The organism is Corynebacterium sp. 32222D000AT (assembly GCF_053546955.1).
The window spans coordinates 26,672-39,870 of the sequence record NZ_JBPPVW010000008.1 but is presented as its reverse complement, the minus strand read 5'-3'; the positions used below and the strand labels follow the sequence as shown (position 1 = coordinate 39,870).

Genomic DNA, 13,199 nt, shown 5'->3' with positions numbered 1-13,199 from the left:
GGGAGTTGAGTCCGTCACACTTCGGTGCGCGTGCCTGTGGATAACTCCTGCCGCGGCTGTTTCAGTGCGCAGTAGGCGTAGAGGGCGCCGGCGATGATGATCATCCACACGAAGTCGCTCACCAGGAACTTCTGCATGGTGTTAAGCCCGTAGACGTTGATGTCGTCGCCGAACCACCACTTGGGTGGCATCGTGAGCAAGCAGAAGGCCCAGGCGGCCACGACGGCGATAAGACTGCCGGCGACCCAGGTCTGGTGCCGCCACGACCACGCGCGGTAGGCGAGAACCGGCAGGATGAGTGCCAGCCAGACCCAGTGGTGCGACCAAGACACCGGAGAGATGAGCAGCATGACGACGGAGGCGGTGAGGGCGGCATCGATAGCCAGGCCGCGGCTAAGGAGGCTGCGCATGAGCCAGGCGCCGACGCCGATGATGATTAGGGCGCCCACCAGCCAGGCGACGTTGAGCAAGGTGCCGTGGGCCTTGGCGGCCTCGGCGGAGGTGAACGCGCGCTCGAGCACGCCCTTCCACGAGCTGTTGGACTGGTAGGCGGTGCCGACGCCGAAATCGTCGCCGGAACCCATGGCGAGCATCTTGCCGAAGAAGAACTCGACGAAGACATCCCAGCGCACGGCCGCCGCCAGGGCCGTGGCGACGACGCCGGAGACGGCAGCGGTGACAATCGGCTTGACTTCCTTGCGGACCAGGAAATACAGCAGCATGGCCGCAGGGGTCAGCTTGATGGCGGCCGCGACGCCGATGAGCCAGCCCTGCGGCAGGTAGCGCTTGCGCGGCACGAGGTCGAAGACCACCAAGGCCATGACGGCGATGTTGATCTGCGCGAAACCGTTGTTCAGCTCCACCGGCTCGAAGCCCAGCACCACGGCCCAGACCACGAAGACGACCGCGAGGAAGTTGCGGCGCGCCATCGCCGGCAGGATGGCGCGGGCGACGAAGTAGATGCACGCGAGCAGCAGCAGGTCGGACAGCACGATCATGATGTCGCCGGCCAGGTCGTCGCTCATCCACTCGAAGGCGGCCAGCGGCACCATCACTAGGGCGCCGAAGGGAGGGTAGATGAACGGCAGGGCGATGTCGCCGGCATACATCGGCTGCGAGTAGACCTCGCCGCCCGACAGGAAGGCCTTGACCCCTTCCCGGTAGATGATCATGTCGACGGGGAAGTCGGTGATCAGGGTGTGGGCGATGGTCTTCCCGATGCCGCCGAGGAGCCCGGCGGCGATGAGGAGATAGGCCAGTAGTGGCGGTACGCGGCGTTGGGTATTCACCCCGGAGAGTTTAGGCGAGACGCCCGCGCCCCGGGGCGATCGACGTGGCCTAGTGGACGTGGCCGTCGACCACGCGGACGGCGCCGCGGTCGGCGGAGGTCGCCAGGGCGGCGTAGGCGCGCAGCGCCTTGGTCACCGGGCGGTTGCGGTCCACCGGGGTGAACGGGTGCTCCCGCTCCATCTGGGCGGCGCGGCGGCGGGCCAGCTCATCGTCGGCGACGGCCAGCTCCAGGCGGCGGGAGCGCACGTCGATGTGGATGGTGTCGCCGTTTTCGATCAGCCCGATGAGCCCGCCGTGGGCGGCCTCGGGCGAGATGTGCCCAATGGACAGCCCCGAGGTGCCGCCGGAGAAGCGCCCGTCGGTGATCAGCGCGCACTTCTTGCCCAGCCCGGCGCCCTTGAGGAAGGAGGTCGGGTGGAGCATCTCCTGCATGCCGGGGCCGCCGGAGGGGCCTTCGTAGCGGATGACCAGCACCTCGCCTGCCTGTACCTCCTTGTTGAGGATGGCGGAGACGGCCTGCTCCTGAGACTCGACCACGCGGGCCGGGCCGCTGAACCCCCACAGCTCCTCCTCGACGCCGGCGGCCTTGATGACGGCTCCGTCGGGGGCCAGGTTGCCGCGCAGGACCACGAGGCCGCCGTCGGCGGAGTAGGCGTGCTCGGCCGAGTGAATGCAGCCGTCCTGCTGGTCGGTATCCAGCGAGGACCAGCGGTTCGACGTCGAGAAGGGCTCGGTGGTGCGCACCCCGCCGGGCGCGGCGTAGAAGAGTTCCTCGGCGTCCGGGATGTGGTTCCCGCCGCGGATGTCCCAGTCGTCGAGCCACTGGTTGGCGTCGTCGTAGCAGACCGTGTGGACGGTGGTGTCGAGGTGGCCGGCGCGGCGCAGCTCGCCCAGGATGGCGGGGATGCCGCCGGCGCGGTGGACGTCTTCGATGTGCCACACGCCATTCGGCGCGACCTTCGACAGGCAGGGCACGCGGTCGGAGATGGCCTCGATGTCGCGCAGGGTGAAGTCGACGTCGCCTTCCTGGGCGGCGGCCAGCGTGTGGAGGATCGTGTTGGTGGAGCCGCCCATGGCCATGTCCAGCGCCATGGCGTTGGTGAACGCGGCCTTGCTGGCGATGCTCCGCGGCAGCATCCGGTCGTCTTCCTCGCCGTAGTAGCGCTGGCACAGCTCGACGATCTTTTCGCCGGCCTGCTCGAACAGGCGCCGGCGCTGGGCGTGGGTGGCCAGGGTCGTGCCGTTGCCGGGCAGGGCCAGGCCCAAGGCCTCGGTCAGGCAGTTCATGGAGTTGGCGGTGAACATGCCGGAGCAGGAGCCGCAGGTGGGGCAGGCGGATTCTTCGACGGTGGTTAGGGCGGCATCGGAAACCGCGTCGGAGGCCGAGGCCGTGATCGCGGTGATGAGATCGGTGGGCTGGTGGGCCACGCCGTCGACGACGACGGCCTTGCCAGCCTCCATCGGCCCGCCGGAGACGAAGATGGTGGGGATGTTCAGGCGCAGGGCGGCATTCAGCATGCCCGGGGTGATTTTGTCGCAGTTGGAGATGCAGACCAGGGCGTCGGCGGTGTGGGCGTTGACCATGTACTCGATGGAGTCGGAGATGATCTCGCGGCTGGGCAGCGAGTAGAGCATGCCGGAATGGCCCATGGCGATGCCGTCGTCGACAGCGATGGTGTTGAACTCCTTGGGCACCCCGCCGGCGGCGCGGACGGCCTCGGCGACGATGTCACCGACGTTTTTCAGGTGCACGTGGCCGGGCACGAACTGGGTAAAGGAGTTGGCGATGGCCACGATGGGCTTGCCGAAGTCGTTCTCGGCGGTACCGGTCGCGCGCCAGAGGGCGCGGGCGCCGGCGGCTTGACGGCCTACAGTGGTGGTTTTTGAGCGCAGCGGGTACATGGGGGTCTAAAGCCTTGACCTTTCTACAGGCACACGGGGATATCAGGAAAGAAGAGGCAAAGCCGTACCGCGTGCGCGGATGGGGTGGCCGCGCGCCTAGTTGGGGTTGGACTCAGTGTGGGTGGCCGAGTCGCCCTCGGTGGCTTGGTAGGCAGCATACTCCTCCTTGGACATGAGAACCTGCTGCCCGTCGCGGTGGATGACCACGACCTTGTCGTCGGCGGCCTTCTTACCTGCGCTGAGCGCGTCCGGGATGCGCCCGCGGGAGGCCCGCGCCAGGTCGGGGAGTGAATTAAAGGTTACCCCCGGAAGGTTGAATTTCCGGCCCGCGTGGGTCGCGGCGAAGGCGTGCGCGCGCTTGAAGCCGATGCCTGCGAACTCGTCCCAGGACAGCCGGGCATCCCCGCGGAAGGCGTAGCGGATGGCGATGCCGGCCTCGCCCACCGTGGTGCGCGCCCGCAGCACCCACCAGAAGGCCAGCGCGGGGATGATCAGCAGCCAGCCCAAGACCAGCGGCTTCCAGGAGATGATGAGGATTGCGATGGCGGTGAGCAAGACGATGGCGAGCAGATTGGTGCGCTCCGGTCGAAAGACCGTGGTTTGCTCGGCCGTCCCGGCGGGTGCCTGGTTGGTGCGATTTTTATTCGCTTCCTCCGGGCGGGCCGGGCGGTTGTTACGGGAAGGTCGGCGCTGGGGTGTGCTCATGGCTATCCATGCTAGTGGACGGGGGTTAGCGTGGGAAAACCCGCGACGCGTTTCATTGTATGGTCAATCGTGACGGAATTAATTTCAAAGCGTGAGATAACCCCGGCTAGGGGTAAGGGGGTTGTCGCAAATTTTCGGCTGTGTATGATGCAGGACATGATCATTATTCGACTTCAGCTAGTACTCGTACCCGAGCGGCGCTCGCCGTAGCGGCTAACTGTTGTCGTATACGCCAAGCGCCCTCGACGCGGAACCACCAGAGGCAGGTTCCCGCCGGGGGCTTTGTCGTATCGGCAGACCCCGGCCGGCAATGATCATCGCCTCGCACCCAGGAGGTAGTAGCCGACAATCACCAACCACAACGACCAACAACCCAGACAACCTAGTCAACCCAGTCAACACTTAAATGCAAAAAGGAGCGAATCTACCGTGGCAGCTTCACCCACTCCCACGCCCGCTTCCGTGGCCGCTCGAACCGGCACCCCTGTTCGTGAAAGGCTCACCGGAGCCGAGGCAATCGTCCGCACGCTAGAGGATCTCGGAACCGAGCTGGTATTCGGCATCCCGGGTGGCGCTGTGCTCCCGTTGTACGACGCGCTGGCCCATTCGAGCCGCCTGCGCCACGTGCTGACCCGGCACGAGCAGGGCGCCGGCCACGCGGCCGAGGGCTACGCCCAGGCCTCCGGGCAGGTGGGGGTGTGTATCGCTACCTCCGGCCCGGGCGCGACCAACCTGGTCACGCCGCTGGCCGACGCCATGCTGGATTCCGTCCCCGTGGTCGCCATCACCGGCCAGGTCGGGTCCAACCTGTTGGGCACCGACGCCTTCCAGGAGGCGGACATCCGGGGCATCACGATGCCGATTACCAAGCACAACTTCATCGTCGCCACGCCCGAGGAAATCCCCGGGGCTATCGCCGCCGCCTTCCACCTGGCGTCGACGGGCCGCCCGGGCCCCGTGCTGGTCGATATCCCGAAGGACGTGCAAAACGGCACGTTGGACTACACGGCCCCGACGCGCCTCGAGCTGCCCGGCTACAAGCCGGTCACCCGCCCACACGCGCGCCAGATCAACCAGGCGGTCCAGCTGATTTCGGAGTCCCGCAAGCCGGTGCTTTACGTCGGCGGCGGCGTTATTAAGGCCAACGCTGAAAAGGAACTGCGGGAATTCGCCGAGTTCACCGGCATCCCCGTGGTCACCACGCTGATGGCGCTGGGCGCGTTCCCCGAGTCGCACCCGCAGCACCTGGGCATGCCCGGCATGCACGGAACGGTGCCGGCGGTCGCGGCCATGCAGCGCTCCGACCTGCTGATCGCCATTGGCGCCCGGTTTGATGACCGGGTGACGGGCGATACGGCATCGTTTGCGCCGGGGGCCCGCGTCATCCATGCGGACGTCGACCCGGCCGAGATTGGGAAGAACCGCGAGGTGGATATCCCCATCGTGGGCGATGCCCGCGAGGTCCTCCACCAGCTGCTGCGGGGGTTCCAGGGCCCGCGCCAGCCCGAACTGCCGGAGCTGGACCGCTGGCGTACTTACCTGGATGACCTGTGCGAGCGCTACCCGCGCGGGTGGGAGCCGACCGAGGACGGCCTGCTCAACCCGCAGTTCGTGCTCGAGCAGCTGAGCAAACTGGCCGGCCCGGAGGCAATCTATTGCTCCGGCGTGGGCCAGCACCAGATGTGGGCCGCGCAGTTCATCGACTTCGAGCGCCCGCGCAGCTGGATTAACTCCGGCGGCGCCGGGACGATGGGCTACGCGGTGCCCGCCGCCCTGGGCGCCAAGGCCGCCAGCCCGGACCGCGAGGTTTGGGCCATCGACGGCGACGGCTGCTTCCAGATGACCAACCAAGAGCTGACGACCGCGGCCATCGAGGGCTTTCCCATCAAGGTGGCGGTCATCAACAACGGCAACCTGGGCATGGTGCGCCAGTGGCAGACGCTGTTTTTCGACGGCAACTACTCGCACACCAAGCTGCGCGAGGGCGGCACCTTCCTGCCGGACTTCGTGCAGCTGTCCCAGGCGCTGGGTTGCGAAGCCATCCGGGTCACCTGCGAGGAGGAGGTCGCCCCGGCTATCGAGCGGGCCCGCGCTATCAACGACCGCCCGGTCGTCATCGACTTCATCGTCGGCGAGGACGCCCAGGTCTGGCCGATGGTCGGCGGCGGGGCATCGAACGAGGAAATCCAATACGTCCAGGGGCTGCGGCCCCTGTTCGCGGAAGAGTCCAGTAAGGACTTGGACGCGACCGGAAAGGAGAGTTAACCATGGCAGCAACCGATGTCACCCGGCACACGCTGTCGGTGCTCGTCCAAGACGGGGAGGGGATCATCTCCCGCGTGGCGGGAATGTTTACCCGCCGCGGCTATTCCATAATCTCCTTCGTCTCGGCGCGCACGGAGACCGAAGGCATTAACCGCCTGACTATCGTGGCGGATGCCAACGAGATTGTTATCGAGCAGATTACCAAGCAGCTCAACAAACTCATCCCGGTCATCAAGGTCGTCGAGCTGGAAGAGGATTCCTCGGTCGCGCGGGCGATCATGTTGGTCAAGGTCGCAGCGAACAACGCAAACCGGCCCCAGGTGGTCGACGCGGTCAACATCTTCCGCGCCCGCGTGGTCGATGTGGCGCCTGAGTCCGTGGTTGTGGAGGCCACCGGCACCCCCGGCAAGCTGCAAGCGCTGCTGGACGTGTTGGAACCGTTCGGAGTGCGCGAGCTAGTGCAATCTGGACATGTGGCGCTCTCGCGCGGCCCCAAGGCGATGGCCCCACCCAAATAAACGAATAATCACCCTGGCCGTTTAGGCCACAGTTTTCCACCCATCATCATCATTTTTGGAAAGTAGGTAAATACCTCATGGCAATCCAGACCTTCTACGACGACGACGCCGATCTGTCCATCATCCAGGGCCGCAAGGTAGCCATCATCGGCTACGGCTCCCAGGGACATGCCCACGCGCAGAACCTGCGCGAGTCCGGCGTCGAGGTCACCATCGGCCTGCGCGACGGCAGCAAGTCCGCCGTCAAGGCGGAGGAGGCCGGCTTCCGGGTGACCTCCGTCGCCGAGGCCGCCGAGTGGGCCGACCTGGTCATGCTGCTGGCGCCGGATACCTCCCAGAAGGAGATCTACGACAACCAGATCGCCCCGCACCTGCACGACGGCGACGCCCTCTTCTTCGGCCACGGCCTGAACATCCACTTCAAGCTGATTGAGCCGGCCGAGAACATCACCGTCGGCATGGTCGCCCCGAAGGGCCCGGGCCACCTGGTGCGCCGCCAGTTCCTGGACGGCAAGGGCGTTCCCTGCCTGATCGCCGTCGAGCAGGATCCGAAGGGCAACGGCCAGGACCTGGCTCTGTCCTACGCCGCCGCCATCGGTGGTGCCCGCGCCGGCGTCATCCCGACCACCTTCGAGGCCGAGACCGTCACCGACCTCTTCGGTGAGCAGGCCGTCCTGTGCGGTGGCGCGGAGTTCCTCATCAAGACCGGCTTCGAGGTCCTGGTGGAGGCCGGCTACGAGCCGGAGATGGCCTACTTCGAGGTCCTGCACGAGATGAAGCTCATCGTGGACCTGATGTTCGAGGGCGGCATCGCCAACATGAACTACTCGGTCTCCGACACCGCGGAGTTCGGCGGCTACCTGTCCGGCCCGCGCGTCATCGACGAAGGCACCAAGCAGCGCATGCGCGACATCCTGTCCGATATCCAGGATGGAACCTTTACCAAGCGCCTGATCGCCAACGTCGAGGGCGGCAACAAGGAGCTGGAGGGCCTGCGCCAGGAGTTCGCCGACCACCAGATTGAAAAGACCGGCGCGCAGCTGCGCGACCTGATGAGCTGGGTTAAGGTCGAGCTGACCGACACCGCTCGCTAGATTTTCAATCTATTTTCAATAGCCGGTTTTTCGGCTATACTCATTGAGTATGACAAAGCACGGCCACGGTCACAGTCGTGGGCACAGCCACGACCACTCGCACGGCATCGACGCGCAGAACACCCCGCTGCGGGCGCTGGTCACAGCGCTCGCCATCACGGGCACGGTGTTCTTCGCGGAGATTGTCGGCGGGGTGGTTTCCGGCTCGCTGGCGCTGCTGGCCGACGCCATGCACATGCTCTCCGATGCCACCGGCCTCATCCTGGCCGTTATTGCCGTGGTGATTGGCCGCAAGGCGGCCTCGGCTCGGGCGACGTACGGCTATCGGGGAGTGGAGGCCCTTGCCGCCGCGGTCAACGCCGTGGCAGTTGTTGCCGTCTCCGTGTGGATCGTGGTCTCCGCGCTGCTGCGCCTGGGCAACGACCAGGCGGTGGACCCGCACGTGATGGGCGGGGTGGCCATCGTCGGCCTGCTAGCTAACGCGGCCAGCGCCTGGGTGCTGCACCGCCAGCGCAGCGCCTCCCTCAACGTCGAGGGCGCGTTCCTGCACGTGCTAACCGATCTCTTGGGCTCGGTGGCCGTGATCGCGGGCGCCGTCATCATCTACTTCACCGGCTGGCGCGCCGCCGACACGATCGCCTCGTTGGTGATCGCCGCCATCGTCGCCCCGCGCGCCATCAAGCTGCTGGGCGCTTCCTTGTCCGTGCTGCTGGCCCGAGTGCCGGCCGGCTACGACGTCGCGGACATCGCCGCGGCGTTGGAGGAAATCCCGCGGGTGCGCGCCGTCCACGACCTGCACGTCTGGTCGGTCAGCGGCACCGAGGCGCTGGCGACCTGCCACCTGGTGGTCAACGACGATTTCTCCACCGGGCCGGTGCTGGATAGGGCGCAGGAGATCCTGCACGAGATGGGCATCGAGCATTCGACCATCCAGCTCGAGCACCCCGGGCACCAGGCGCACGAGACGACCTGTACTGAGCACTCGCACGGCGATTAGGGCGGGGTTAAGCTAGGCGGCATGGGTTTCACCACGCCAAGCTATGACCTGCCCGACCTGTTCGCCCGCATCGATCGCGGGGATATCCAGCTGCCCGATTTTCAGCGATCCTATGCCTGGGACGAAGACCGCATCCGCTCGCTCATCGTGACCGTCCTGCGCGGCTATCCCATGGGGGCGATGATGGCCCTGGATACGCGCAACGAGCCGCAGCGCTTCCGCCCGCGCCGGATTAGCGGCGCGCCGGCCACCGACAACGCCCCCGGCATGTTGCTGCTGGACGGCCAGCAGCGCCTGACCAGCCTCTACCACTGCTTCCGGGGCTCGGGGGAGGTGGAGACCACCGATTTTCGCTCCAAGAAGATTACCCGCAGCTTCTTCGTTGACGTGCGCAGCGCCGTGCGCGGGGACCTCCTGCCCGACGAGGCGGTTTTCGCCGTCAACCAGGCCGGGGCAGTGCGCTCCCATTTCGGTCCCGACATCGAGAGCAACCTGCACGAGCGCAGCCAGCAGGTGGCGAACCTTTGCCTGCCGGTCGCCGCGTTGCTGGGGGAGGAGGGCCCCGCGCTGCTTTTCGACATGGCCGCTCAGGCCGGCGACGGCGACCGGGCGCTGCTGGCAGCCTTCCAGCATCGGGTGATGGCCCCGCTGACCGGGTACAACACGCCGATTATCCGGCTGGCCCGCCACACGGCGCGGGCGGGCGTGGGCTCAATTTTCGCCCAGGCCAACGCCGCGGGCCTGCAGATGGACGTCTTCGACCTGCTCACCGCGGTTTTCGCCGCCGAGGACCCGGACTTCCAGCTGGCCCGCGACTGGGAGGAAACTGAGCGGGTGCTGCGGGACTACCCGGCGCTGGACGGCATCGGCCGTACGCAGTTCCTGTCGGCGGTCTCCTTGCTGGTGACCGGCTCCCGCGGTCCCGCGCGCGGGCAGCGCGAGGACATTCTGAACCTGCGCCTGGCCGACTACCGAAAGGCCACGGAGACGCTGCGGATTACCTTCCGGGAGGTCGCCGAGTTCCTATCGCAGCGGTGCATCTTCGAGCTGGCGCAGGTGCCCTATAGCGCCCAGATCGTTCCCCTGGCGGTGATTCTGGCCCAGCTTTCCGAGGCCCGCGGCGAGCACGGCCGGGTCTTGAGCGCCCAGGCGGCCTGGGACAAGCTCAACCAGTGGTTCTGGTGCGGGGTGTTCGGGGAGCTCTACGGCTCCTCGGCGGTCAAGCTGCGCTCGGCCCGGGACGTCGACGAGGTCACCGCCTGGGTCGAGGGTAAGACCGACCGGGCGCCGAAGACGGTGCGCGACGCGCAGTTTAGCGAGTCCCGCCTGCTGTCCGCCGGCCCGGACGATGGGGTCTTCCATGCCATCTACGCTCTGCTCATGGGCAGGGGAGCGCGGGACTGGCGCACCGCCCAGCCTTTCAACCGGGGGACCATCGGGGACCTGCAGCCGGGCTTCGAGCCGGTCTTCCCCCTGGCCTGGGCGAAAAAGCACGCGGTGCCGGCCTCCCTGGCGGCCTCCGTGCTCAACCGTGCGCCCATGGGCAAGCGCACCGAGGTGGTTCTGGACGGCTATTCGCCCGCGCGCTACCTGCCCCGAGTACAATCCAAGTCTTTAATGGAAGACCACGAGTTCGCAGCCGTTTTGGCCAGCCACGAGCTCGACCCGGAGTACCTGTGGGCCGCCGATTTCGACGGTTTCCTGCGGGATCGCCGCCAGCGCCTGGTGGCGATGATCGAATACGCCATGGGCAAGCCGGTGCGTCGGGACGTGGATGAGGCCGATCTGACTGCCGGAGAAGAAGGACCGCAAGCCTTTGTTCGTTAAAGGTGTTCGCACCCGCACTGCAGTCGTCGCCGCCCATGTCGCGTCGGTGGCGCTGTGCCTGACGCTTTCTGGCTGCCACGACGTGCTCCACCAGCCGACGGCGGTGCTCACGGATTCGGTGACCCCGGCCGAATCCGACATCAACTTAGACGACGCGGCGGCCGAAAACCGCAACCGTATGGTCAAGGAGGAGTTCAAGGGGCACTTCCACGTCTTCGAGGACCCGTACGGGTTGGAAACGCTCCGGTATTTCTTCCCGGAGTCGCCGACCCTGGTCATCAGCGATCAACGGGATTCTTCTAAGCTGCGCGCGGCGTCCATCGCGGTGTCCCAGCGCGCGCCCATGCTGGTCTACGACGAGTCCATCCGCAACGATATCTATACCGAGATGGCCCGGCTCGGCGTGGACCGGGCGCTGATGGTCGGCCAGGTGCCGATGACGGCCTCGGCCGGCTCCGTGCGCCTCATCCAGGACCCGGGCACCACCTGGGCGCTGGGGCAGATCACCGCCTTCCAGTTTGAGAGCAAGGTGGTGGCCAACCGGGAGAACATGGCGCGCGCGGTGGCGCACCTGGACGGGCGGACCCGCACGGAGCTGAAGGCGGCCTGGGAGCCGCTCGAGCGGCTCGAGGACGAGGAGGCTGTGCCGCTGCCGGCCCAGTCGCGGCGCGACGCGGACATGGCGCCCATTGTGGTGGCCACGGAGGCGGCCTCGGTGGCATCGGTAGCTAACGCCCGATCCTATGGCGCGGGCGTGCGGATGATGCCCACGGCCGACCCGCGGGAGTCCAAGGTTTCGCAGGCCATGGTCGAGGGGATGGAAGACGGCCCGTTGGTGGCTCTTGGCCCCGAATTCGGGGATGAAAAACTGTTAGCCGATAGAATTAGGGAAGGCTGGTCGGAACCGCGCCCTGCCAGTGGCGTTCCCGCTGCATAGCCAGGGTACTACAGAAGGCCAGCCGGATCCCTCTTTCTAAAAGACAACAACCCCAGGAGCCTTCAATGACCAAGCCCCTTGTAGTGATAGCCGACAAGCTTGCCCAGTCCACCGTCGACGCGCTTGGTGAGTCCGTGGAGGTCAAGTGGGTTGACGGCCCGAACCGGGCCGAGCTGCTGGCGGCCGTCCCGGCTGCCGATGCCCTCTTGGTGCGCTCCGCGACCACCGTTGACGCGGAGGTGCTCGCCGCCGCGACCAACCTGAAGATCGTCGGCCGCGCCGGCGTCGGCCTCGACAACGTCGACATCGACGCGGCCACCGAGCGTGGCGTCATGGTGGTCAACGCGCCGACCTCGAACATCCACTCCGCCTGCGAGCAGGCCATCGCCCTGCTGCTGGCCACCGCCCGCCAGGTGCCTGCCGCCGACCGCAGTCTGCGCGAGGGGCGCTGGGCGCGCTCCGAGTTCAAGGGCGTGGAGGTCTACGGCAAGACCGTCGGCATCGTCGGCTTCGGCCACATCGGCCAGCTCTTCGCCCAGCGCCTGAAGGCCTTCGAGACCACCCTGTTGGCCTACGACCCGTACGCCAACCCGGCTCGCGCCGGTTCCCTCGGGGTCGAGCTGGTGGAGCTCGACGAGCTGATGGAGCGTTCCGATTTCGTGACCATCCACCTGCCGAAGACCCCGGAGACCGCCGGGATGTTCGACGCCGAGCTGCTGGCCAAGGCGAAGCCCGGCCAGATCCTGATCAACGCCGCTCGCGGCGGGCTGGTCGACGAGGCCGCGCTGGCCGAATCCATCCGCTCGGGCCGCCACCGCGGCGCCGGCTTCGACGTCTATGCCTCCGAGCCGTGCACCGATTCGCCGCTGTTCGAACTGGACGCGGTCACCGTCTCCCCGCACCTGGGCGCTTCCACGGTGGAAGCCCAGGACCGCGCGGGCACGGACGTGGCGGCGTCGGTCCTCAAGGCGCTGGCCGGCGAATTCGTCCCGGACGCGGTCAACGTCTCGGGCGGGCGCGTGGGCGAGGAGGTCGCCCTGTGGCTGGAGCTGGCCCGCAAGGTTGGCCTGGCGGCCGGCAAGCTGCTGGATTCCCCGGCGGTGGCCATCGAGGTCCAGGCCTGCGGCGAGCTGGCCAACGAAGGCCCGGATGTGCTGGGGCTGTCCGCCGTGCGCGGCCTGTTTAGCGGCGTGGTGGACGAGCCGGTCACCTTCGTCAACGCTATGCAGATTGCCGAGAGCCGCGGCGTCGACGTGCAGGTCGGCACCGGCGAGGTCGCCCAGGGCCACAGCTCCGTGCTGCGCGTCAAGGTCATCGGCTCCAACGGTGAGGTCTCCGTGCTGGAGGGCGCGCGCACCGGCATCGACGGCGTAGAGAAGATCGTGCGCATCGATGGCCGCGGCGTCGACATGCGGGCCCAGGGCCGGAACCTGTTCTTCCGCTACGCGGATGCTCCGGGCGCGCTCGGCACGGTCGGCACGGTGCTGGGCGGGGCCCGCATCAACATCGAGGCCGCCGCGCTGACCCAGGGCAAGGTGGCCGACGACGCCGTACTCATCCTGCGCGTGGACAACCCGGTCTCCAGCGAGCTGACCGAGGAGATCTGCAACAAGCTGGGTGCCACCTGCCTGCAGCTGAACTTCGACGCCTAGGCGTCAAAGGAC

Annotated in this window: 10 protein-coding genes; 7 read left to right on the top strand and 3 right to left on the bottom strand. The window is 67.1% G+C overall.

Features of this window, described 5'->3' with window-relative positions; all coding sequences use genetic code 11:
- Window positions 1–14 precede the first annotated feature (14 nt).
- From ACEE23_RS06545 to ACEE23_RS06535, 3 genes are all read right to left on the bottom strand, one after another.
- Window positions 15–1,289, bottom strand: coding sequence for a glycosyltransferase family 87 protein (locus tag ACEE23_RS06545; RefSeq protein ID WP_448871747.1), 1,275 nt, complete (start codon window positions 1,287–1,289; stop codon window positions 15–17).
- A gap of 49 nt (window positions 1,290–1,338) precedes the next feature.
- A complete protein-coding gene (ilvD, locus tag ACEE23_RS06540; RefSeq protein WP_368519719.1) occupies window positions 1,339–3,192 on the bottom strand; it encodes a dihydroxy-acid dehydratase in 1,854 nt (617 codons plus the stop codon).
- A gap of 96 nt (window positions 3,193–3,288) precedes the next feature.
- Window positions 3,289–3,897 (bottom strand): PH domain-containing protein, encoded by a 609-nt coding sequence (locus ACEE23_RS06535; protein ID WP_368519720.1) that lies wholly within the window; start codon window positions 3,895–3,897, stop codon window positions 3,289–3,291.
- 429 nt (window positions 3,898–4,326) lie between these two features.
- Between ACEE23_RS06535 and ACEE23_RS06530 the strand changes: the two genes are divergently transcribed.
- The 7 genes from ACEE23_RS06530 to serA all read left to right on the top strand — a co-directional run bounded on the left by ACEE23_RS06530 (window position 4,327) and on the right by serA (window position 13,187).
- Window positions 4,327–6,162: an acetolactate synthase large subunit gene (locus ACEE23_RS06530; protein ID WP_368521082.1), complete on the top strand. Its 1,836-nt coding sequence runs from the start codon at window positions 4,327–4,329 to the stop codon at window positions 6,160–6,162.
- 2 nt (window positions 6,163–6,164) lie between these two features.
- The gene (gene ilvN / locus ACEE23_RS06525; protein ID WP_368519722.1) at window positions 6,165–6,680 is read left to right on the top strand and encodes an acetolactate synthase small subunit; all 516 of its coding nucleotides are present in this window, start codon (window positions 6,165–6,167) and stop codon (window positions 6,678–6,680) included.
- Between the two features lie 77 nt (window positions 6,681–6,757).
- Entirely contained in the window at window positions 6,758–7,774 is a 1,017-nt protein-coding gene (ilvC, locus tag ACEE23_RS06520; protein ID WP_368519723.1) for a ketol-acid reductoisomerase, read from the top strand.
- Between the two features lie 49 nt (window positions 7,775–7,823).
- Window positions 7,824–8,771 carry a cation diffusion facilitator family transporter gene (locus ACEE23_RS06515; RefSeq protein ID WP_368519724.1) on the top strand — a complete coding sequence of 316 codons (948 nt, stop codon included), beginning with the start codon at window positions 7,824–7,826 and terminating at the stop codon, window positions 8,769–8,771.
- Between the two features lie 21 nt (window positions 8,772–8,792).
- Entirely contained in the window at window positions 8,793–10,598 is a 1,806-nt protein-coding gene (locus ACEE23_RS06510; protein WP_368519725.1) for a GmrSD restriction endonuclease domain-containing protein, read from the top strand.
- A complete protein-coding gene (locus tag ACEE23_RS06505) occupies window positions 10,588–11,535 on the top strand; it encodes a hypothetical protein (RefSeq protein WP_368519726.1) in 948 nt (315 codons plus the stop codon). The genes ACEE23_RS06510 and ACEE23_RS06505 overlap by 11 nt, the downstream gene beginning before the upstream one ends.
- Before the next feature lie 65 nt (window positions 11,536–11,600).
- On the top strand, window positions 11,601–13,187 hold the full coding sequence (serA, locus tag ACEE23_RS06500; protein WP_448871752.1) for a phosphoglycerate dehydrogenase: 1,587 nt from the start codon (window positions 11,601–11,603) through the stop codon (window positions 13,185–13,187).
- The last annotated feature ends 12 nt before the right edge of the window (window positions 13,188–13,199 follow it).

Coding starts and splice junctions, on each gene's coding strand:
- serA (WP_448871752.1), top strand. CDS start 11,601: ATGACCAAGCCCCTTGTAGTGATAGCCGACAAGCTTGCCCAGTCCACC.
- ACEE23_RS06515 (WP_368519724.1), top strand. CDS start 7,824: ATGACAAAGCACGGCCACGGTCACAGTCGTGGGCACAGCCACGACCAC.
- ilvD (WP_368519719.1), bottom strand. CDS start 3,192: ATGTACCCGCTGCGCTCAAAAACCACCACTGTAGGCCGTCAAGCCGCC.
- ACEE23_RS06535 (WP_368519720.1), bottom strand. CDS start 3,897: ATGAGCACACCCCAGCGCCGACCTTCCCGTAACAACCGCCCGGCCCGC.
- ilvC (WP_368519723.1), top strand. CDS start 6,758: ATGGCAATCCAGACCTTCTACGACGACGACGCCGATCTGTCCATCATC.
- ilvN (WP_368519722.1), top strand. CDS start 6,165: ATGGCAGCAACCGATGTCACCCGGCACACGCTGTCGGTGCTCGTCCAA.
- ACEE23_RS06510 (WP_368519725.1), top strand. CDS start 8,793: ATGGGTTTCACCACGCCAAGCTATGACCTGCCCGACCTGTTCGCCCGC.